At 40.1% G+C, this 22831-nt stretch carries 15 protein-coding genes; 1 reads left to right on the top strand and 14 read right to left on the bottom strand.

All coding sequences use genetic code 11. The features are described 5' to 3' along the window. Window positions 1–56: 56 nt before the first annotated feature. The 5 genes from KTHG_RS21480 to KTHG_RS15720 all read right to left on the bottom strand — a co-directional run bounded on the left by KTHG_RS21480 (window position 57) and on the right by KTHG_RS15720 (window position 2959). Window positions 57–200 carry a hypothetical protein gene (locus KTHG_RS21480; protein WP_186439668.1) on the bottom strand — a complete coding sequence of 48 codons (144 nt, stop codon included), beginning with the start codon at window positions 198–200 and terminating at the stop codon, window positions 57–59. Window positions 201–263: 63 nt separating this feature from the next. Continuing rightward, complete coding sequence (locus KTHG_RS15735; RefSeq protein ID WP_139995032.1) at window positions 264–608, bottom strand: hypothetical protein; 345 nt, start codon at window positions 606–608, stop codon at window positions 264–266. 12 nt (window positions 609–620) lie between these two features. Next, a complete protein-coding gene (locus tag KTHG_RS15730) occupies window positions 621–1946 on the bottom strand; it encodes a PQQ-binding-like beta-propeller repeat protein (protein ID WP_139995030.1) in 1326 nt (441 codons plus the stop codon). A 128-nt stretch (window positions 1947–2074) separates the two neighbouring features. Beyond that, window positions 2075–2461: a DUF2513 domain-containing protein gene (locus KTHG_RS15725; RefSeq protein WP_139995028.1), complete on the bottom strand. Its 387-nt coding sequence runs from the start codon at window positions 2459–2461 to the stop codon at window positions 2075–2077. Between the two features lie 102 nt (window positions 2462–2563). Next, window positions 2564–2959 carry a DUF2513 domain-containing protein gene (locus KTHG_RS15720; RefSeq protein WP_139995026.1) on the bottom strand — a complete coding sequence of 132 codons (396 nt, stop codon included), beginning with the start codon at window positions 2957–2959 and terminating at the stop codon, window positions 2564–2566. 295 nt (window positions 2960–3254) lie between these two features. On the opposite strand from KTHG_RS15720, the gene KTHG_RS15715 reads away from it, so the two are divergent. Beyond that, a complete protein-coding gene (locus tag KTHG_RS15715; protein ID WP_139995024.1) occupies window positions 3255–4016 on the top strand; it encodes a hypothetical protein in 762 nt (253 codons plus the stop codon). Between the two features lie 92 nt (window positions 4017–4108). Here KTHG_RS15715 and KTHG_RS15710 read toward each other — a convergent pair whose 3' ends face one another. From KTHG_RS15710 to dnaE, 9 genes are all read right to left on the bottom strand, one after another. Further along, window positions 4109–5878, bottom strand: coding sequence for a tail fiber domain-containing protein (locus KTHG_RS15710; RefSeq protein ID WP_139995022.1), 1770 nt, complete (start codon window positions 5876–5878; stop codon window positions 4109–4111). A gap of 16 nt (window positions 5879–5894) precedes the next feature. Continuing rightward, the gene (locus KTHG_RS15705) at window positions 5895–8123 is read right to left on the bottom strand and encodes a tail fiber protein (protein WP_139995020.1); all 2229 of its coding nucleotides are present in this window, start codon (window positions 8121–8123) and stop codon (window positions 5895–5897) included. A gap of 68 nt (window positions 8124–8191) precedes the next feature. Then, complete coding sequence (locus KTHG_RS15700; protein WP_139995018.1) at window positions 8192–10306, bottom strand: tail fiber protein; 2115 nt, start codon at window positions 10304–10306, stop codon at window positions 8192–8194. A gap of 95 nt (window positions 10307–10401) precedes the next feature. Next, window positions 10402–10833, bottom strand: coding sequence for a hypothetical protein (locus tag KTHG_RS15695; RefSeq protein WP_139995016.1), 432 nt, complete (start codon window positions 10831–10833; stop codon window positions 10402–10404). A 422-nt stretch (window positions 10834–11255) separates the two neighbouring features. Next, a complete protein-coding gene (locus tag KTHG_RS15690; protein WP_139995014.1) occupies window positions 11256–14837 on the bottom strand; it encodes a peptidoglycan DD-metalloendopeptidase family protein in 3582 nt (1193 codons plus the stop codon). 20 nt (window positions 14838–14857) lie between these two features. Beyond that, on the bottom strand, window positions 14858–15151 hold the full coding sequence (locus tag KTHG_RS15685) for a hypothetical protein (RefSeq protein ID WP_139995012.1): 294 nt from the start codon (window positions 15149–15151) through the stop codon (window positions 14858–14860). A 107-nt stretch (window positions 15152–15258) separates the two neighbouring features. After that, window positions 15259–18315, bottom strand: a complete 3057-nt coding sequence (locus tag KTHG_RS15680; RefSeq protein WP_186439667.1) for a DEAD/DEAH box helicase family protein — start codon at window positions 18313–18315, stop codon at window positions 15259–15261. 16 nt (window positions 18316–18331) lie between these two features. Beyond that, entirely contained in the window at window positions 18332–19738 is a 1407-nt protein-coding gene (locus KTHG_RS15675) for a hypothetical protein (protein ID WP_139995009.1), read from the bottom strand. Next, a complete protein-coding gene (gene dnaE, locus KTHG_RS15670) occupies window positions 19738–22821 on the bottom strand; it encodes a DNA polymerase III subunit alpha (protein WP_186439666.1) in 3084 nt (1027 codons plus the stop codon). Before dnaE ends, KTHG_RS15675 begins: the two co-directional genes overlap by 1 nt. Window positions 22822–22831: the final 10 nt, after the last annotated feature.

Genomic DNA, 22831 nt, shown 5'->3' with positions numbered 1-22831 from the left:
TCCTATAAAAAAGCAGAGCACTATGTAAGTACTCTGCTTTAGATTATGTATTGCAGTTAAGCAACAGTTGTTACGCCGGTTACGACTTCTGTAACGACCTCTTTTAAATTAGAAAGCTTTGGAACTTGTTCTAATTCATAAGTGCCAGCTAATACTAAGCCAACCCAAACTTTGACTAAGCCAGAGTTTTTGTTAAACATATGTATCACCTCCTCATAATAGTTAGTACGCTAAAAGAGTAAGGTATTACACGCCTGTTTAAATTAAATTGTAGGTGTGCCCATAGTCGCTAGATACACTGTTAAATCAGCGATTGCATCGTTTTGCATTGTGATAGCGGCTTCCTGCTCTACAACTTTTGATGATAAAGCATCAATCGTTTTTTGCATTTCAACTTTTTCGTTAACGATTGCTTCGTATGTATAGCTAAACGTTTTCGTTTTAGCATCATAGAAAAGTTGACTGATTTGATTCTCCCCTGGTGTTGCAGCAGGGATCGCATCATCCTCAATCAAGAATCCATTTGCGCGGTCATCTTCATTTAAAATTTCTGGCTTGAAATGTGTGTATACGACCTTGTTGTTTTCATCTGTTCTAATTAATTTCATTATGTATTCCTCCTAAATAACTGTGTAGTATTCTGGTTTTATTTTGTATTGTTCTACATTGTAGTAATTACTATTATTCCCCGCACTTCCGTAAAAATGATCATCGTCTACGTATAGACATTTATCGCATTTATTGGTAGCCAATAAGTATGTCGAGCCATCTGTGTTGTAGATTTTAATTCCAGCCAAATTACCAATGGTATTAGCAGTCGGATATGGGTTGTCAATGCAAGATGACAAAACAAACCGTCCTTCTGGGCCTATTGAAATATTCTCTGGGGAAATACCAGAAGTGTTCGTAATAGCATCCGACCACACTCGTTTTCCAGTTGATATTTCAATACATTGAACAAAGCTTGTGGTTGCGCCAGTAACATATCCATTACTAGCTATAATGTTGGTGACGTTTTTGCTACTTCTATCATCAGTTAAAACAGACGCCCATTTAACCTTGCCTACACTAGATATACTGACAATCGCCGGTGTTGTAGCTGCTGTAATCGCATATCCAATGAAAATATTCCCGTCGTCATCTGTACAACAGCAGTACGCCATTCCTGCTTTAGTGTTTGTATTCGCTAGTGACCAAAGCAAATTAAGGTCTTTATCATACTTTTGTATAGCACCATAGCTGGAAACAGCAATGAAGTTCCCTTCTTTGTCCATTAAAATAGCTAATCCGTATGTAAAAGGAAGAGTACGAGTGAGCAAAAGCTGCCCGTTTATGTCGTAAACGTCGTTAGTTGAGCCATTGAAGGCGTATATCTTGTTATCGGATCCTAGGAAAATAGCTTTGTAGTATTTTTTAATGTCGAAAAGTTTGTTGTCTAAGTTATCTTGGTAGCCAGCTAAGCCATTGCTCATCATTGATAAGTAATTTACGAAAATTCTTTTTGAGGTTGATTCATAAAGGTATTCAGTCGCATATGGAGAAACTGTTGTCTTTTCGAACGTCAATGAAGCAGGTTCTTTTTGAATATCTCTACCTAGCGCCAGCTTTGTCCCAGATGCGTAGCCTTCTGGAATAGAATCAATTTTCGAGGCCATTGAAGCGAATGTGTCAGCTGTTGTGGATGTAACACCTTTGCGAGTGATAGCGCTAGATATAGCGGTTTTTCCATCACTCGCAGACGTAAAAAGTTCGTTCATTGCAGAAACAATGTTAGATTTGTTTGTCGTCTTTAAGTTAGATAGAGTGCCGACAGAAGTATTCGCTTTTGTCACCGCTTCGCTTACAATCATTGAAGCGCTCTTACTGTTTAATGTATCAGCATTTTCTGCATCAACCGCTGTCCATTGTGGAGAGCTTGGTGTGCCAGTATTTACTTTTAACTTCACGTATAATTCCTCCTTTCCGAGTGTTCATCACTCAACTATATTAGTACCGTTCCAACAAGGCATTTTACAAGATGTAAAAATAAAAGCAATAAAAAAACAACCACGAAGATTCATGGTTGCTAAAGTGACTATTTAAGTCCTATTGTTTGTCTGAGTTTTTGTGTAGCAAGATCTTTGAGCATTTCGAATGAGACCTCTTCAACTCTAAGGCCACAAGTTTTTAAGTGAGCCTCCACTTGCATCCATACGTCGAAGTTTTTCGTTAAAGCGTAATATTCTTGCCCTTCCCATGTTAACCGAATGTTGTCATAAAGTTGACCTGAATTACGATAAGCGGGCTTCTCATACCAGTCAATCAAACCTGCTTGTCGCAAGATTTCTAAGTGATAATTTTCTTTGTTATCTAAGCTGAGAATTGTTTTTTCTGGCGCATCCTCTTTATGAAAAACACCACGTTCTTTCCCTTTTGCAATTTCATCTAATAATTCACGAACAAAATTCATATCTCTAATCATTAATAACGACTCCTTCAATACATTACTAATAATTTTAACGCAAATTCTGTTGTATTGAAATATAAAAACAACCACGACGATGCGTGATTGTCGAAGTAATCATTAAAGTCCTAACCATTCTTTAAGTTTTTGATTGGCAATACCTTTAATGATTTCGAATGAAACTTCTTCAATGCGAAGGTGATAAGATTCTAAGTGGTTTTTGACTTTATTCCATACAGTGTTATTCCTTACTACATCATAATAATCATGGCCCTCCCACGTTAATTGAACATTATAGTAACATTGAGTGGAATCAAAATAACAGTGTCTACCAGTCCAAGTAATTAAATTTGCTTCTTTCATTAAATCTAAGTGGTAAATCGTTTTTTTATCTGTATTGTTCGCTGGATCTTCTAACGGATTATCTTCCTCGTAAGAAAAGTTTAAAGAGAAATTATCTTTTCCTTTAGAAATATCCTCTAGTAATTCACGAATAAAATCCATATCTCTAATCATCAAAAATCACTCCTTCTATGTGTTATCAATAATTTTAAACGAAATTCTGTTGCATTGAAAATAAAGCGAACGTGTGTTCCTTAAACATCTGTATTCCCATAGATTAATGACAATCTAACAAATGTTTATTGAAGTTAGCGATAGAAGAATTAGGAAATAGCTATTTTCTATAAGGTCGAAAAAAGAGTTGATATGTTTGAGTACTATATAGGTATCTTGTTTATAATTTTTTAGTGCTTTTGTTTGTTTAAAATGGTAAAATTTATCTATTAACGTTTGGAATGGAGGTTGCACGATGAGCAAAGATGAATTACATACAAGAGCCTATGTTAAACAAGTTACTAACGCTTATAAGAAGTTCATGGGTATAAGAAGCTTCCCCAATTTTGATTTAGTCGTTACTCAAAGTCTTAAAAGAAGTGGGGGTTACACAACCCTTGCCACACACCATTACGATCGTGAAAGCGGAAAGCATTGCCTAGCAGTTGGTAAAGATATTCATAAGAACGGAGCGCACATATTGTTTCACGAATTTACACATATCTATGATATTGTACGGTACCCAGCTGTAGAACATAACGCATACGCTAAATACAAAGGCTTCACAGAATATCATGCATCGCAAGTCGAATTGTTAAGTATGCTGGGCGCAAAAACTGCTCGGGATGAAATCTCGTTTTCTTTGCTAGACCATATTCAAACGATTTTTGGAAAAACTACAGTCCTGGACTACGTGAGGTTTTCCCGCAGAAGCATCACTGATATTGTTTCGCAAAAGGACTTCCCCGCAAAGATACAGACGCTCTTTGCAGTAATTGGTATTATGTTTAATCGTCTGGGGCAGATTTCTATATGCCGACAATATGCAATAGATTACGAAGAATATCGAAATGAGCTAGAAAATTTCACGCTTGAGAAACAGTTGTTAGGTGAGAATTTTGAAGCCATCGTTGATTTAGCGGCCATACAGTTAACGACAAGTGATGTAACGAAGATGGGCGATCTATTCTATGGCATACTGGTCCACCTTAATGAAAAATACAAAGGCAGGGATTGAACCTTCCTTCTTTAAAATCACAAAAGCACATCGCTAACTTCGTGTTAGTAATGTGCTTTTTATTGTGCGGTATTGGCTATTAAAGTTAGGTCTTAACCAGCAATCTCTTTTTGTAACATATCTAAATCATTCTTTAGTTGCTCGTTCTCTGCCTTAATACTTTCTATTTTTGCAGATAGCTCCTGCATACCTTTCCACATCATAGTAGACATAGCGTACAAATCAATACCAGGTGTTTCTGGGTTAGGTGTAACAATGTCAAATGGTGCTTCTTGGTAGATTAAGCCGAGACGCTTTGGAACGCCATCGTCATCTGAATTATATAAGTACGAGTATACTTGTGTTGACTCAATTTCTTCTAGTGCTGTACGCCCCATCATTGTTTCAACGAATGGTTCAATGTCCTTTTTAAGGTTACGGTCAGACAGCTGAGTTGTTCCTTCGTATACACCGTCTTTGGCTTTAATGCGAATTGCGTACACTGTGTTTGGAACGAATACGTTTCGAAGGCCTACATATGTATTAGAAGGTGTGATACCGTTTGTTGCATCTGACTCACCGTATTGTGCTGTGCCGCCAATAGCAAGACCACCATTGCTAAAGAATGTAGCGTTAGAGCCGTTGATTGTCATGCCTGTAAAGTTAGGTGAACCTTTCACTACATCCGCTTCTACGCGTGTCACATTAAGTGATACAGAGCTTGAACCATCGAATGAAACACCCGACGCTGTAGCACCACCACTAATTGAAATAGAGCGAGCGTATGCTAGTTGGTTTGCTTTAGCTGCGGCACCAGAGAATGATACCGTAGAAGGGATTGAGCCAGATAGTTTCGATGCATCTAGTGAAGATACGTACAGTGAGAAGTCTTGCGATCCGTCAAAGTTCGCACTACCTGTAGCGCCGCCGTAAAGTGAAAGCGCGCGTGAATACCGCCATTTTGAAGCGGTCGCGGCATTCCCGAGGACGCTAATTTGTGATGGAATGTCTCCAGATAAATAGCTAGAGTAAAGCGAATTGATAGGAATATTGACATCATAGCGGCCATTGTATTGAACAGCGCCAGCTTGTACAGCGTTTGATACAGTAAAAGAAGCATTGTTTCGAAGTTCTTCTGCAATAGAAGCAGTTGCAGCATTCCCTGTTGTGCTAACACTCGCCACACCTTGTAAAGAAGAGGCATCTAATGAGACAACGTTTAATTGGAGATTGTTCGATCCGTCGAATAGTTCACCGTATGCTTTAGCTGCGCCACTGATTGAAATATACACAGGTGTTTTAATCTTACTTGCAGTTGCGGCGTTCCCTGTCGTATCGACCGGCGCAAGGCCGTATAGCTTAGAAGCATCGACTTTTGTTGCAAAGATTTCTACGTCTGACGCCCCATCAAATGCATGCTGTGTTGTTGTGATTGCGCCTTTCACTGAAAGGTATCGTGGTGTTAAGAGTTTACGCGCGTTATCTACGACAGTTAGTTCTTTTAATAGTTTCTTTAATGAAATATCTACGAACTCTGTTGTAGCGATTGAAGTGTCAGATGTTGTGACAGCTTTTGTGTAAGCTTGTACGTTTGTTGGGATTTTCCCATAAAGAGCATCTGCGTCCAACGTATCTAGTGACATAAATACATCATTCGTTCCATCAAATTCAACAGGAGATGATTTACCACGACCAGTGATAGAGAAGCTACGTGGTGTAAACAAGCGTGTTGCTTGATCTACGTGCATCAAATTTTCAACTTTTCGATTGACGAACTCGTAAATGTTTTCAAGTGATTTGCCGCCTAGCGTACGTGCATCTGTGAATAATACTTCTTCCCACACTGGAACGCTACGAGAGCCTTTGTTTATGTAGATTCGCATTCGGAATCCCTCCTTGTTATTTTAGACCGCCGCTGTATTCACGAAGCATCCGACCATTTAAGCCAGCTCCGAAGCGGTGCATCTGAATGTTATTCGTTTCATTATTGATTGCAATGACATCGAACAGGTCTTCATTCACTGTTCCTAGAATCCGTCGTGTTTTGTCATCTGCGTCCCCATAGGCGTACGAGCAGTTTGTCATGAGCGTTGGTGTTTCATTGAAACCGATGCGTTTAGCGATGTCTCGATGAATGTGTCCACTAAAGATACCCATTAAACTGCCTTTACCGCGAGAAGCAAATGAATGGACGATGCTCGCTGGATGATCTACATTCGCAACAAATGCGACATCATCTGCGCTGCTGTAAGCTGTACCATTTTGATACGCTTTTAAAAGTCCGATAATAAGTGGTTCGTTAATCATTTCATATGTATTGGATGATAAAGCTTCGCCTAAAGCGATATGTGAGAATACGGAAACCGAATAGTTAGCAGGTGTTGATTGTAACGTAGCAGCTAACCAACTGATTTGTTTCTGTTGGAAGCCACCGTACTTGCGTGATTGATATTTTGTAACGCCTGTACTTGTTTTTAAATCATTACGAATATCCCAAGCATCGAGAACGATGATACGTTGCTTTTTGGATGCAATGTCGTAAAATCCGTAAGGTGAGTTGTCGTCCATATTGTACGAGATACCATCGACTAAATAGTCGCGGCACATGATGTTTGATGTATCTACTGCAGAAAGTACGTGTGTCCCGTCATTACTGTAGTAGCGGTAGTCACCCAATAAATTGTCATCATGATTTCCCTTCGCATACATAACAGGCGCATTCGAATGGCTCATGCTCGTTACAACATCATTCATATTACTAAGCGATGTTGAGCGACTTCCTTTCCCATCAATTAAATCTCCGCCATGAACAACTAAATCTACAGGTGCGTGTCGTGTCAGTTCTACTACATTATGAATGTGACCAAGTGATGCTTTTTTTGCAATAGATGGATTTTCAATTGCAGCCGCTTCATAGTGTGTGTCGGTGATATAAACGATAATCGAGTGAGTGCTTTTCAACTTATTGATTGTATTGGCCATTCGATTGATTGCATTTTGAACGTAAATATTATTTACGAATTGAAATGTAGTGCCTACATAGTGGCATTTAATGTCGTACACGTTTAAGTAATCATCTGTGTCGATGGTTACGACATTTCCTTTCCGACTGTATAAATCTTCCCACGCAGTATCATGAACGCCAGTCTTTCGATTAATTTTTTCCCAAACTAGATCTGTATCGAGTGGAACAATGTTTACGCTATTACGAAAGACAGTAGCCGTAAGTGTTGTATCCCCTGTCAATTCATAATGGAACGCGTCACCTTCTGCCACATATTCTGTCGCAGTCGCAGCTTTAATATCTACACGAACTAATTCAGTTGTACTTGAAGATGTGTCGAAATTAGTTTCTTGTGTCGAAATGGTATCATCGGCTGCTACAGTCATCAATGATGCTGCAGTCGCTTGTACAGAGTTATTCGACGATTGACTAAGTAAACTGTTTACGATTGTTTCAATACGTTCATCTAGTCCATCTGTAGCGCGTACAGCGGCATCCGCGTCAGATTTTACACTGGATAATGCAGAAGTCAATTGTTGTTTAACTTTGTCGACTAAATGTGGTGTAGCGGCTAATGAATCTGAGATAGACTGCTCAGATGATAAACGTACGACACCTTTTGTTGCAGTTGTTGCATCTACTGCAGTTGAACTGCTTCCCTTGCCGGCTAATTCAATTGCTTGACGAGCAAGGTCGTATGTTTGAGATAACGCAAGCGCAGTGGGCGCCATACTCGTTGACTTGCTAGACGAAGAATCAACGAGCTGGACAATCCCTGGGTGCGATGTCGAAGCAGTTGGAATTTCAACCGTTTGTGTGTCGCCACCTTGCACAGATAAACCATCAATCATTTCTTTTAACTGCTTAACAGTGTTTGCAGAAGCGGCTTGCGAAGTACTGTCAGATGTCAGCGTATTGTTTAGTTGTACAATTCCCGCTTCATAGGATGTCGCTTTAGGTAACTGCGCTTCATCAATCGTGATGTCGATTTTCCCTTCGGTAATTGCGGTATGAATTTCATTAATTGCGCCAATGACTGTTGCTTTTGTCGATGTTTTTAGTGCGTTTAAATTACCAATAGATTGAATGCCCTTACCAAAAGTTTGTAAGTATTCTAAGCTCATATAAAAAACTCCTTTCAAGATAAAAAATAGGATAGGGAAAGCTCCCTATCCCTAAGATATGTACAGGTTTACGCCACTGGATGTAATTCCGCTTCGACTTCTTCTGCAATAGCAGTTAAGTCTGCCGCTTGTAAACCTAATTTTAGCGCGATTTTTTCAACAACTAAGCGGTCACGTTTTGCATTGTGTCCTGCTTCTTGAACACCGCGCCATAAGTAAGACATCATCGCATAGTGCTCGATGGCCATTTCTGGATCAACGATTTCGTATGGAGCATCTTGAATCATGACACCTAAGTGTTCTTTTTCAGTATCTTCTTCTACTTTGTACAAGTAAGTATAAACAGGTGTGTCCATGATAGCGTTTAATGCATCGCCATCGAACTCTACAATATTTTTCTTCTTGTCGCGGTCAGAAGATGATGTACCGACTTTTGTGCCGCCAGCGTACAAAGCACCTGGTACACAAACTGTTTCAGAACCAATAAATGTATTAGTTGGGTTTTTGTCAGTTGAAGATGCTACTGAACCACCACCAACAGAGATACCTACACGAGAATCCCAGATGTATGTTTTACCACCTCGGAACGCAGTAGAGCCAGTACCAGAATCAGTTGCGTATTCACCCACGATTACGTTTGCTGCAGCACCTTTGAACGCACCGTAACCAGAAGAAACATCTACTTTAGAGCCAGAGCCTTTCACATAGATATTGCCTTTTGATACGTTGATGTTACCAGAGCCGTTCACGTTAATTGAACCAGAACCGGTTGAAGCTAGTGTAATGTCATTCGCTGTGATTTCAACATTACCACTTGCAGTGTAGAATCGAGCAGCTTGTACAGTACTAGCAGAAGTGATTGAGCTTGTTGCGTTGATTGAACCGAATGAGCCAGTGATTGTTGAGGCAGCTACACTAGGGACATTGATTGTAACGGCTGCAGAGCCATCAAATAATGCGCTACCAGATACGGCACCAGTCAGTTTGATTTGGCGAGCAGTTGCTAATTTAGCTGCTGCGCCATTGTAAACAACGTTCGCTGGAATCGTGCCTTGTAAAGTAGCTGCATCCAGTGAAGCAAGGTTAATTGAAACATCACGAGAACCATCGAATACTGCAGAACCTTTTTGCATACCATTCTGAACAGTGATTGTGCGTTCTGTGTTTAAACCGTTTGCTTTACCTAAGAAACGAACACCTTCGGGAATTTCACCTTGAAGTTTTGTCGCATCTAAAGTTGTGACACGTAAATCTAGCGCTTGCGTCCCATCGAACTGTGCGGGATCAGATGTTGCACCACCTGTTAACTGAACTGTTTGAGGGTTCGACAAACGAGTGGCACCGCCTTCAAATGTTACGCTCGCAGGAATAACCCCTGCTAATGCACTAGCATCTACCGAACCAACTGTTACATTGACTTGTTGGCTACCGATTGAAGCAGAGCCTACTGCAGAAACAGCACCTTGCAACTGGACAGTTAATGTATCAGTTGTTTTCACGAAGCCAGATAAATCAATTGTGCCGCCTGTTGCTACAGTAGCGATTAATGAATCTACTTGCGGTTTCGTGTAGAAGTTCGATAAGTCAACTGACGTATTTCCACCGCCTGTTGATAAACCAGAGATTGCATTCGCAACGAATTGAGTTGTTGCAATCTGTTCTGTGTTTGTGCCTTTTACTGCTGTAGGTGCTTTTGGAATACCTACGAATGATGGAGATAATAATTGAGCGTAGTTTGATAAATTGACATTCCCACCGCTACCGCCAGCAGCTAAACTCATAGCTGATTGTGCTAAGTCATATGCAGTCTTAACAGCTTTTGGAGTTGCTGCCACCGATTCGGATGTACTTGTAACGTCATTCGATAGTTTAACGATACCTTTTGTTACTAATGTGGCATCTTCTACTTTTGCTGTTGAGCCACCTGAACTGATACCGCCATTAGCTAGTTCATTGATCGCGCCAACGATACTTGTTTTGTCTTGTGTTTCTAATGCTTCCAAGTTACCGATTGCTTGTAAGTTAAGCATGTCGTAAAATGCCTCCTCTAAAGTTAGTCCGCCGATTTTTTCAGCGTTTTGAGCGACCTTTGCTGTCTCGGCTTTTTCAGCCGTATACGCATTGACGGGTACCCAGTTGGGATCTTTCCCGTTCGCTCCTAAATTGACTTTCATGTAAGCCATAGTCGGATTACCTCCTTCTGTTCATTAAAGACAATTAGCCTTTGTTTATTTATTACCGCTTAGAAGCGGCTTTTTACAATGTGAAAAAAACTTTATTATGGTTTGATTAATAAAGTTCCATGCTCCACGCGTTCATCATCTTTATCTTCGACAACAGATACAGACGTTGCGCGATAGGATTCCCCTGCTTCTACCCATACATCACCAGTGAATGGCTGTACTTTTTCTTTGCGACTAACAGTAAATGACGATTTGACTTTCCCTTGCAGGACAGGTTCGTCTGTTTGCACCCAGATAACCGGCGCCACACCAGACTGTGGTGCTTCATCACCGTAATAGATTTCTTGTCGCTTATCGAGTTGCACCCAGATTGAACCCACTTCTTCATGAGCTGGTTCTACGTCACTAATCACGATAGGATCTTCGAACTTCGTGATAACCTCTGTAATCGGTGGGGATGGTTTGCTAGCATCTGCTAATTCGCTGTAATGGACGCCACGCATTTTGTTGAATAATGCACTTTCCATACTGAACACTCCTTTTCTATTTTCTATAGATATTAGTACGCCTTGTAGAAGCGTATATGCAAAGTGCGTTCGCAAGGGAGCTTGTAAAAAAATAGTGCGTTCGCAAGGGAGCTTGTAAAAAAAACATCATCTCTCTGCGCAAACAAAGTAAATATGCGAGAGAAATGATGAAAAGTAGCAAAGAGAGCATTAAACAAAAGGACTTGTTTGAGGAATGCGATAGCATGACGAGGACAAGTTCTTTTGTCGTTCGTTGCGAAATGAAATGAGTAGCAACGAACGAACAAGGACAAAATAAAAAACACCTAACGCAAGGGGGACGTTAGGTGCAAAAGGGAAGGGGAGATTCATTCACAAGGGCTTTTCACCCTCGCTAATATAGTACCAATGTAGTCCCGCTTTAATTGCTGTTTTATAAATATTTATTTTTTAGCCGTCATTAATTTCTTTAAGTCACCGTTTATTTTCTTAGATGTACTTACGTTTGATTTAGATAAAGGACTGAATGCTTCGGCTGGATTTGTTGAATATTTCTTTTTGTCGGAGCCGCCTTTCCAAACTTCGAAATGAAGATGGTTTGTTTCAGCGTTACCAGAAGAACCGACAACACCAATTTTTGAACCACCAGAAACCTTGTCGCCTTCTTTGACAGTTGTCTGTTCCTTCATGTGATAGTAGCTTGTATAGAAGTCTTTGTTGTGACGAATACGAACACCGTACCCAGCATTACCTTTGTCACTCTCTCCTACCCAAACAACTGTGCCGTCTGCTACTGCAAGGATAGCTGTACCTTCTTCTACTTTTAAATCGACACCATGGTGCATCTCTTCACCATTTTTAGTGTCTCGCTTTTCGTCAGTAATGATGTCAGCATCATCTTCTTTTGAACGGATACCATATCCAGAGATTAATTTGATGTCTTTTTTATTGACCGTTTCATCAGCAAATGGGAATGTGATAGCATTGTCGCCAATCTTCCCTTTGATTGTTGAGCCTTCTGCTAACATACTTTTACCAATGTCAGTTTGTTTTAATAGCATCGTGTAGCAATATACGATTTTAGGAAAATGTTTTCCTACTTCTCCACGCTTTCCACTGCCCCAACGACTAACAGCATCTTTACTCACTTCATCGTAAATCTTGTCGAATGTCGTCTTAGCATCGCCGCTTTTAGGTAGAAGCGCTTCACCTGTATTGTAAATCACACAGGCTGCCATCCAGTTCTTCACTTTCCAACTACGTTGAACCGCAGCCATCTTATTCTCCATAAAGAATTTTGCTCCAGCTTCGATGCCAGCCTTTGCTTTTTCAACCATACTCATGCTATTGAAATTGCTAGGCAAAGAACTTTTATTTAGTTGCAGCAATCCTCTGTATGAGCCTGTCCCTGCATCGGGATTACCTGTCGATTCGGTTGCAGCATAAGCTAAGATTAGAAGCGGATCCATGCCTACTTTTTTAGCGGTCGCTTTGATGACATCTTCATATTTATATTTCTTCATAGAAGCAATCGTTTGTGTAACCGCATTTTTTGCGTATGTCTCAGCTTCTTTCACGAATCCTTTTAGGGTGGAATCTGATGTTTCTTTGAAAATCTTTATATGCTCCTGCGCAGTTTCTAAGAAGCTTAACCCAGAGTAGCCGCCTAAGTCGTAATCTCCAGAAGACCCATCAATACTACTGCCATCCCCGCCTTTACCTTCTCCATCACAACACATCGGAGAGCCGTCATAGAATCCTGCAGGTGACATTTCCTTATGAATATCTGTAAATGCGGCGCCTGTCGGATCGTTAAAAGCTTGGTTATTGTAGTTAGAGTCAAGCGTTTTCGTTGTGAATCCATCTTCATAAATAACATGTGGCTTTTGTGCTTCGACAGGAACGAAATTCCAGTCTTGCTCATAGCCATCTTCCCAGATGTCGACAAAATCCTTTTGCTCTTTAGCGCGCTGTTTGATGCGCTTCTTATCAATACCATCTAATTTTTTAACCGCACGTTGAGTAGGCATTTCTTCTTTGCGTGTGAATTCGACATGCTCTTTCATTGACGAATAGCTTAACAGGTTGTTGTCCATTACCATTTCAGTTTCTTGACCATTAATATCTGTTAAATCATAGGCCTTACCAAGGATAGGCTCGAAGCGTGTACAATTCAAACATTGATCTAACGTCATGAGCCCTCCATCTTCCAGACGGTCATGATGCAAGCAACGGATAGCAGCGTATTTTCTAGTTGTGTCATGGCCACCGTAGTAAACACAGTTGATGTTTACACGACTAGCTAAACGGAATGTGTAGCGCATCAGTGTCGCAACAACATTTTCTAACTGGACCAAACGTTTCTCCGTTTTGTCGGATAAGTCCATTACGATAGAAGCTAAGTCAACAGTGTGTGCAAGTGGCATATCGAAAGCTAATTGGTGAATTTTTAAGAATGGTACATGTTGTTCTAGTTCTTCAATCTTTTCATCAACAGGGTATGCATGATTAAAGTTCACAGGACGTCCAGCATTTGGAGTCTTTTGTTTATAGCGCTTCTCGGTCATGTCCGTTGTTTTTTCACGCTCTACATAATCTTCGTAATTGAAGAAAATACGAGCTACTTCAATCCCCTTGTTTTGCATGGCATCGTAATTAATATAATTAGCCATACCTGCAACATAAGATGAATTGGTGTTGCCGTCATCATCAGCTACTTCTGATAGCTTGGCGTTAATGTCAGCTTGTTCTTCTTCTGAAAGAATTTTATAGTTCCCTAATAGGTCGGGATAAACAGGCTGTGCGGGCGTTTGACGGAATGGTTTTTTGACGATAATAACACCGGTACCAGCTTCGGTATTTTTTGTGCTAATCACAAAACCGTCATTTTCTATCTCCATCGCTTCTTTAGATTTATTACCGCTACCAACGGAACCTTCTTCGTTATCCATATAAACGACTTTGCCATCTTGTGCATAAATTTTGTCTTTTGTACAAGTGTCGTATTCCTTTTTGATGTCATTGATTAGCTCGCTGTACGTTCTACCATGGGCTTTCAATGCGTCATCAATATCTTCCGCTTCTTTTTCAATCAATTTATGCGAAACAAATTGTCGCTTAACATCGAGCTTGAAGTGGTATGCGATATAGGCAGCGTATCGAATGAAGGACTTGTAGGCCGCTTTATTCTTGCTGTCATCTTCGAAGAAGCAAAGCCCCAAAGCAAGCGCTCCTTTATTCGCATCAATTTTAAATTGCTCGTTATCTAATTCTGTTTTGAATGCTACATGGTAAACTATTTCAGGTTTTTCTACATCATCAGATGACGTAGGTACTAGTTCGTAAATGACGTCATGGTCTACTAATCCATGCAATGCGCCTTGGGAGTTAGGCTTGTCACGATATAAAGCCATTACTTCGTCTGCAGTTTTGCTTTTGTGATGTGAGCTATGTAAGACGACAAATTTAGGCGCATCTTCCATTACAGTGCCTTCGCGTCGTTTTGTTCCTTTTGTTAAGTAATTTCGTCGAATCAGAAGATAAGCATTCGCTTGTTCTTCTGTTAAGCCACCAGCACCAAAGTCTTTGATTTTGGCACATTCTTCTGGCGTCTTAAAAGATAAGTGACAGTGGTTATTGTGACCGCCATATTTATAGTCTACAAAATTGTCATCACCTTTTGGATTCCATAGGTTATCACCTATGCAATATTTGATATATGGATGGCCTACTAATGCTTTGGCAATTTTAATGTAGCCAGCATCGCTAGAGCCCCAACCAGATAAGTCGATTCCTAGTCGCAAACCATGGTCAGATGGTGTCTTGTAGGCAGTTACAGCACCATCGCGTTGAGCGCTTGTAATAGTAAGACCAGGGAATTCATTCATTACTTGTTTTGCAAGATCGTATACATACTCATAAACAGAATAGTCTACTCCAGGTCGGTTATCCTCAGAAGTTTTCTTGTGAACCTTCTTAAAATTGCCGCCTTCGTATGGTTTCCAATCGTATTTTTTATCAGCCATGAGATAGTCGCTCCTTGTTTTTAATAGACGCCTTTGTGGAAAACAGGGCGGTCCTTAATCGTACGCTCTAAATATTCACGTTCGTATTGGCGTACCGCTTCTTGATATTCAGATAAGCTTTGAACTTTGTTTAATCGTGAATAATCGAATGATTCTAGTCGTTCTTGCTCTTTGATTCGAGCCATCTCTGCTGCAGAAACGATTTTGCCATCTTCATCATCCACATAGTAGTAGTCGCCCCACTGAATGGGATTGCCGGAGATACCGCATTTTAAGAAATCATTAAAGTATTGTACTCGTTTTAAATGAAACATTCCTTTCACCTCTTTTTATATGTATTCGATAATTATGACCTCTACTTGTGTCATAAAATAAAAAAATGCTACGCAGAAGTAAAGTTCTGCATAGCATTTTAGTGTAATTAATAGAAGTTAGCAACAGACAACTTGTTATTAAACATGTATGCCATTGCACTGTGAGTACTTTGAGTAAGCTCGTCTAGCTTCGGTTTCTTACGAGATTTCTTAGTAGGCATACCTAAGCCATGAACGCGAATACTGTAGGCTGGAATAGATGACTCGACCTTCCCACGTTTTACTACTTGTCGCACTTCCACGACTTTTCCTTCGGTTGCAGTAGAAAGGAAAGATGATTCATCAACGGTTGCTTCAATGCCGGCAACAATATTAGACGCAATTGCTGAAAGCATATCTTCTGATTCAGACATTGCGTTAAGACCTTCTTCTGTGAAGTTCCCTTCAATTGCTTGGGATGCCTTTTGTTTAGAAGCCATCAAACCAACTGCTTGTGCTTGAATCGTTTTCTCGAAGTACATGAAGTACACATTTACTGGGCGTGTTTGATTTAAACGCAATGAACGACGACTGGCTTGTCGTAACGTAAATAAATCATACGGAATTTGATAGAAAATAATGGTTGTGAAATCAAGTAAATCTAGACCTGTTTTAACTAACTCTGGGTTACAAATCATTACGTCCATACCACTTTCAATTTTCTTATCAATCCATTTCGCGCGATCACGAGACGCAACTGTATTTGATTTTAGGATGCTGGCGTTTAAACCACGTTCCTCCAACAACTCGATTAGTCGATCATTGGCATCGGTACGGTTCGTCCATGTTGTGTAGATTAAAACCTTTTCACCGTTATCACGAGCACGTTGAATAATTTCAAGTGTCTTTTCTTCTTTATCATTTAGCCCAAAGCGTTCCACTTCGTCTGGTGTGAAGTGAACATTGTTAGAATCGGGATTGATAATTTGCGGTTGATTGAACGATGTATCTGGATATGCAGACATTAAAGCATTGTATGAACCAACCATTTTACTATGCCCTTTTTCAAACATATTACCGATTAAATTCGTGAACGATTTTTCTATCTGTTTATACCCTTCTTCGACATCTGCATCCATTACAGCTGAAACAGGATGTTCTTGATAGTCAGGTAGCCCTTCGGAAATGTCATCCATGCGTAGAAACGCTGCTTGATTCAACAGGAACTTAGTGAATACATGTGGCGACACACCCGGCATTTCTTTCGCGCGGCCTTTCTTCGATCTGTTTTCGACAATATGGTTCTCTCGTTTCATAACACCAAAGTTTTCGATGAAGCGGTTTACGTCTTTATAATCGTACCCCGCTGCCTTCATTGTTCCTGGGAACATACGATAGAGAATAAAGAAAACAGAACTTGCATAACCGTTTACAAGTGTACCTGTCATGCCAAGAACATGCTTTGAAGCGGCACATAGACGTCCAAAAGCAACACCTTGCTCTGTGTCATCGCCCTTGAATTCATGCAATTCATCTGCGATTAAGTAGTCTAATTTTTTGCCCCACTTTTTAAGAATAAACGTAGCAATACTGTATGAGCGCGGACCATATTCTGAATAGGTACCTTCCTCGATGTCGTTGCGCAATTTTTCTGCAGCCTTTAAAAATTTACGTTCTTTATTCTTTGCTTCTAATTGCACAGAGCATGTGCTCTCGAAGAATTCTAATTGTGGACCATAAACCCAGCCTTCACCAAAAGGGAGTTGAATCCATTTTGTTTTTAGACGGCGATTAGATGGCGCCCATAAATGCTCGCCACAGACCTTTTCTTCATATTCATGCTTTACACTGTTCCATACATTTACTTTATTAGAACAAGTAGCTGTGTCTTTGTTGTAAGAAAGGAAATCCGCTTCTTGCATATCAACGTACTCATGAGCTGTTTTCCCACGACTTAATTTCACTGTGACACGTTTTTGAAGTTTATTGCCGCAATGAGGGCAAACATACGCTTTTTTGATTTTGCTGTAACGTACCTGTGGACGTAATGCATACGTTGATTTAGCTGTATTTTTAGAGATAACTAAAAATAAATGACCACGACGATTCTTGTCATTCATCATTGGTAGAATATCGCGTGTGAATTGTTTAAAGTCCTCAACAATTACTGCTTTGCCCAATGGAAAGCGTTCGTTGATTTCATCGCACCATTTCTCAACTAAGTGACCTGGGCAGACAACCATATTTACAGTTGGTTTATCGTTCTTCATAGCTGAATAGACGGTAGCAACGCCCATAACCGTTTTACCAGTCCCTTGTTCAGCAATCTTTAAGCTATTCCCTTTGCGAAGATTGCGCGCAGAAGCTTCAATGATATTCTTTTGAGCAGGATATAGGTCGATGCCATGATAAGAAATATAGTCGAATGCAACCTTTGTACGTTCACTATAATCTTCTTTTGAGCTATCGAACATTGGTTGGAATCGTGATTCAATTCCTTCTTTTAACTCATAGGGACCGTAATTTTGAAGGTATTTATCGAGTGAAACTGTATCAGAAAGACGTTCTGATACGCCCTTTGATTCGTAACCGATTGAGTTAAGCGAGAAACCACGTTGGATTATTGCATAAAGTTCAGATACAAAAATCTTAATACGATACAGACGAGCTGGGTTAGACTGAATGATAGAAGAGCCATATGAAGATACATTACCAGAAGCGAATAAGCGTTGTGTGATGTAAGGAATCCACTCTTTTAAAAGTGGAACCGGCGTATTTTTTACTAGCTTTGCATGAATCTTGTCTAATAGCTTTTGCGGAATTTCCTCTGCTCGTGTACGAGAACCATTTAATCGGGCACCGCTAGTATCAAGAACAAGTAAATCTAACTCTTCTTCTTTTGTGTTTTCATCGTAGTTTAGAATATCACTACGGATAAAAACTGCATGCGAGTTCCCATCTGGTGTATCTGTACGATGGATTTCGTAGTTACCTGTGAATGAGCAAGTACCTACATCATTGATGTATAGAGATTGCTTTTTGTTTAATTCGCTTTTGATCTTGTTAATACGGCTTTTGTAGCTTATCGCAGAGAAAAGGAAAACTTCCCCTTCTGACGCTCGAAAAATCGTATCTGAAAATACAGTTGTGTTCTCGATTGTAACCTTCTTTAAATTAGTAGCCATGAGATGTTGCCTCCTGTTAAATGAATTGTCTGTTTGAACCATCAGGCATAATTAGATGAATTTGTACGTGACTTGATGAAATGGTAACTTCTTTTTCGGAGCCATCTGTTTCGTATTTTGTTCGAGTAGATGAACGCCTTACGGTACGGCCTTTTACAAGGTGACGTTGGTCGTTGCCTTCTTCGACAAAACCATTTAATAGTCCGCTTGTTAAGACCATACCAATTTGACCAGTATTGAACGGAAGCAGTGGCGTTGTTGATTCAGAAACGCCTGTATTCAGCTCCTCTTGTTCAAGACGGTCATATGAACGTGAAGTCTGTGTCAAAAGGGTTTCAATATCCGTACGACTCATTAAGGAACCTCGGAAATTCTTAGGAACTTTTTCGATTAAAGGTGCGCTATATTTGGCATCTTTCGTTGCTTCAAAAGTCTGTTCCTCTGAATACTGAGCCGCCTTACGGATGTCGTCTGGAGACATTGGCGCGTCCTCTATTAAAACCATTTTGTTTCGTTTCGCAATAATAAATAGATAGAAGTCGTTATTTCTTCTATCTTTGCGTACAAATTGAATATCGTGATAGTTCTTTGCTAGGTATGTAGCGATGTTGTGTGATAGTCGGTATGATGGAATGCCATAAATTAATAAGCCGTCATCTGATCGTAAGTAACGAGTGATTTGCTGAATGTCTTTATATTCTTGTAAAAATGCAGAAACAGCTGTGTCAGAACGATGATATGAGATACGAGGAATAACAACCGCTGCATCGAATGCGTCATGGTCAATATGCGAACCCATCATAGAGCCAATCGCTTTATGGTCGTAGTACGCTTTTGCTTCTGCAGATTCGATGATGTTGATGCCATATGTTTCTAAGTGTTGCGGCTTTTGTATACTCCATTCTTTTGTAATTCCTAAAGGCATATTACAAATCGTATGGATTTTCTCGTTCGTTGTTACCATTCGATTCATAATTCGATGAATACTTGATTCTGGATAGACGGGATCACTTGCTTCCAGATAATCAGAAGATGTGGCAGCTGTGCCTAACTCCAAACCATCGAAGAATTCTTCTGAAGCTTCCGTTAATCCTTGGAGCTCCGATGTGAATAATTCGTAGTCGAATGTTGGCGTGTCTAATGCTGTGATGCATTTTTCGATTTCAATTAATGAACGATTGAAACTAAGCGGGATTGCGTACAAGTGTTGAAACTCGCTTAGTGCAAGCTGCGCATCTTTTACAATTGTAATAACGTTTGAAAACTCTGCTTGCAATCGTTCTTGCACTACAGCTTTTACTTCTTCTTCTGGTAAATCGTATTTCGTACGAACGATGCGGCGCATGTTTCGATTTTTGGCAGTTAATCGTCGGCATGCATTTTTTAATTCATAGTAACCTTGCGTATTTATTTTAAATGTCATTACTTTTTCCACTCCTCAACGGATAGTATGCGACCTACGTTTAAACCCTGTTTGATAACGATAAACTCGTTCCAACAATTTTTACGCAGTCGCTTTTTATATGTAGCTAGTTCAGATTCTAATGCAGTGAACTCCATTGCACCGTCCCCACTTGCTACATTTAAAACCATGTACGGTCTTTCGTTGTCGTCCTTGTGTCGTTTTGTCTTTTCAACAAGACCAAAGACGTTGACAACCTCGCTGTCGCCCATGCTTGACCATTCATACGGTTCCATATTGTTAATAGGTGTTTTAGTAAATTCGCCTTTTAAGATAAGTTGTTCGATTTCTTGCTCACTTGTTTCTGCTAAATCAATCTTCACTGGGTTGATTTTTACTTCCTCTGGAACATCACATTTTTGAATGTTTGTCATGAAGTAGGTATATGCTTCAACTGGCGAACTAAAGAATGTATGGAACGCATCACCGAAGATCAGTGAAGTGATGGCTCCTTTATTACATTCACTACGAACAATACGATTATCGAAATCATTCATATCTTTAAATGGTCCATCCATTCGTGATAAGTTGAAGGATTCATAGGCTTTTAGACCGAAGCCTTTTATCACAGAAAGACCAACACGTATTTTACCATTGTCTATGTCGAAATCCCATAGACTTTTATTAATATCGGCAGGTAAAAACTTAAAACCATGACGTCTACAATCTGCTATTGCATTTGTTAATTCCTCTGTTTTGTCGTGAACAGCGGCATTTGTCAGTAAGTTTTTGAAGAAATGTAGCGGATAATGCGCTTTTAAATAACCACTTACATAGCAAAGGATTGCGTAGGCAACTGCATGTGACTTATTGAAGCAGTATTGTCCCGCAACTTCAATGATGTGCCAGATGCGATTGATTGCATGCGTTGGCACACCCTTTTCTTTGCCTAATTCGTAGAATCGTTCCTTATATCCTCGAATGAGGTCAGGTTTCTTTTTAGCAACTTTCTTCATCAAGTCGTAGCCTTCTTCTAAAGTGAAGCCGAAGTTTACAGCCAACTGCATGATTTGCTCTTGATAAAGTGTGATGCCATGCGTGTCCTTTGTAACGTCCCAATATAATTCATGAATATACTCCGCTTCTTTCTTTCCAGCAATGATGTCCATATAATCTTTATCGGCGCCTATTGATATACAAGGGCCGCGTAAAAGTGCCAGACAAGCTGCCAACTCTTCAATGCTACGAGGTTTTAATTTGCCCATACGTTGCTTATAGATTTTCGATGAAATCTGAAATAAGCCAGTCGTATGCTTCGAGCCAATTAAGTCCCATGTTTTTTCATCATCGTATTCATTTGTTAAGTAGTCGAATTTAAAGCCCACATCTTTCATCGTGTTATTGTAAACAGATAGCGAAGCGAGGCTTAGAAAATCGAATTTAACGAATCCAGCTGATTCTGCATCTTCGAGTGTTAAGCTTGTTGCCATAATGTTGTCATTATTAGAACGAACCATCGGAATAGAGTTCGTCAAATCTTGTGGACTAAGTAAGATACCAGCGGCATGTAGTGATTTACTAGACGGAATGCCGGATAATCGGTCTGCCATCCTAAACCATGTTGGATATTTGTTTGCGAGCTTTCGCAATTCTGGCACTACTTCTACAGCATCTCGGATAGATAAATCCGTTTGCTTCTCTCCATCATCATCGTAATGAACGGCTGGTATTAGTTTAGCTGCATAGTCAGCAGTGCTTTTATCAATATCCAGAATACGCGCAATGTCTCGGATTGCTCCTTTTGACTTACGCATGCTTACGGTCGATACGAGTGCGCAATGATTGCGCCCGTATTTTTCTACTACATACTCAAACATTTCAGCACGTTGTTCGCTTGAAAAGTCTAAATCAATATCTGGTATCGCCTTTCGGTTTGGACTAAGGAAACGTTCAAACAATAGGTTATATTTAATTGGATCTACTACAGTAATCTCCATTAAATAAGCGGCTAATGATCCGCATACACTTCCCCGCCCTGGACCAATTGGAATGTCTGAATCTTTGGCGTGGCGAATAAAATCTTGTACTACAAGGAAGTAATCGGAAAAGCCGAGTTGCCGAATGACATCTAATTCTGTTATTAAGCGGTCGGTATACTGATTGATGTTAACGTTATCACTGATTTCTTCTAGCTTTGCCATGCATCTGTGCTCGATTTCATAGTCGGCTGGTGTAAGAATATCGTTCACCTTCGGCATAATGGTATCTTCTGGTAAACTTACCTCAACGCACTGTGCGACACTATAAGCGTTGTCGATGGCACATTCTAATGTTTCACATGGAACATTGCCGCAGAATGCATCCACGAGCTCCCTACGGTCCATCATGTAATAGATGTCATCTACGTAGACTTGTGGTGAATCGAATTTCTTTTTTCGACTAATCTTCACATGCGCGTCATGAGGAATATAATCTTCATGATTCAGATAGTGAACATCGTTCGTTACAATTAGCGGTGTACCAGTCTTTTTAGATAACTCAATCAGCTTGGCATTTACTTGATATTGCGCAAGGAATCTCCCCGGTTGTAACTCTAAATAGAAGTCATCAAATGCTTCTTTATATTCCTCTATCATTTTAATCAATACCGAATCATCTTCATTATTCAGTATGGCTTTAGGCAGTTTGCCACCAACGCAAGCTGATAAGCAAATAATGCCTTCCCCATGTTCTTTCATGAAATGCATGTCAGTACGTGGCTTCGAATAAAAGCCGGTAGTCGATGCATCAGTTACTATTTTTAATAGGTTTTTAAAACCCGTATTATTTTTTGCAATTAAAACGAGGTGGAAGCGTTCGCTTTCCTTTGTTTTAATTAGCCGATCATGGGCTTCATATACTTCACAGCCCATGATCGGCTTGATGCTTGCGCGTTTACAAGCATGGTAGAATTCATACACCGCACTCATACTGCCATGGTCCGTCACCGCGAGGGCTGGCAAATTCATCTCCTTCGCTTTGTCGATGTAATCATCAATCTTAATCAGTGAATCACCGACTGAACCATTTGATACGTGCGCATGTAGTGAAATATAAGGGTTCATGCTATTTTCC

This window comes from Kurthia sp. Dielmo, from assembly GCF_000307285.2.
Classification (GTDB): Bacteria; Bacillota; Bacilli; order Bacillales_A; family Planococcaceae; genus Kurthia; species Kurthia populi.
Note: the sequence above shows the minus strand (reverse complement) of the source record. Positions and strands in the feature narration are given on the sequence as shown.

What these genes read in the sequence shown, in the direction of transcription:
- KTHG_RS21480 (WP_186439668.1), bottom strand. Translation starts at nt 200, where the DNA reads ATGTTTAACAAAAACTCTGGCTTAGTCAAAGTTTGGGTTGGCTTAGTA.
- KTHG_RS15735 (WP_139995032.1), bottom strand. Translation starts at nt 608, where the DNA reads ATGAAATTAATTAGAACAGATGAAAACAACAAGGTCGTATACACACAT.
- KTHG_RS15725 (WP_139995028.1), bottom strand. Translation starts at nt 2,461, where the DNA reads ATGATTAGAGATATGAATTTTGTTCGTGAATTATTAGATGAAATTGCA.
- KTHG_RS15720 (WP_139995026.1), bottom strand. Translation starts at nt 2,959, where the DNA reads ATGATTAGAGATATGGATTTTATTCGTGAATTACTAGAGGATATTTCT.
- KTHG_RS15715 (WP_139995024.1), top strand. Translation starts at nt 3,255, where the DNA reads ATGAGCAAAGATGAATTACATACAAGAGCCTATGTTAAACAAGTTACT.
- KTHG_RS15710 (WP_139995022.1), bottom strand. Translation starts at nt 5,878, where the DNA reads ATGCGAATCTACATAAACAAAGGCTCTCGTAGCGTTCCAGTGTGGGAA.
- KTHG_RS15705 (WP_139995020.1), bottom strand. Translation starts at nt 8,123, where the DNA reads ATGAGCTTAGAATACTTACAAACTTTTGGTAAGGGCATTCAATCTATT.
- KTHG_RS15700 (WP_139995018.1), bottom strand. Translation starts at nt 10,306, where the DNA reads ATGGCTTACATGAAAGTCAATTTAGGAGCGAACGGGAAAGATCCCAAC.
- KTHG_RS15695 (WP_139995016.1), bottom strand. Translation starts at nt 10,833, where the DNA reads ATGGAAAGTGCATTATTCAACAAAATGCGTGGCGTCCATTACAGCGAA.
- KTHG_RS15690 (WP_139995014.1), bottom strand. Translation starts at nt 14,837, where the DNA reads ATGGCTGATAAAAAATACGATTGGAAACCATACGAAGGCGGCAATTTT.
- KTHG_RS15685 (WP_139995012.1), bottom strand. Translation starts at nt 15,151, where the DNA reads ATGTTTCATTTAAAACGAGTACAATACTTTAATGATTTCTTAAAATGC.
- KTHG_RS15680 (WP_186439667.1), bottom strand. Translation starts at nt 18,315, where the DNA reads ATGGCTACTAATTTAAAGAAGGTTACAATCGAGAACACAACTGTATTT.
- KTHG_RS15675 (WP_139995009.1), bottom strand. Translation starts at nt 19,738, where the DNA reads ATGACATTTAAAATAAATACGCAAGGTTACTATGAATTAAAAAATGCA.
- dnaE (WP_186439666.1), bottom strand. Translation starts at nt 22,821, where the DNA reads ATGAACCCTTATATTTCACTACATGCGCACGTATCAAATGGTTCAGTC.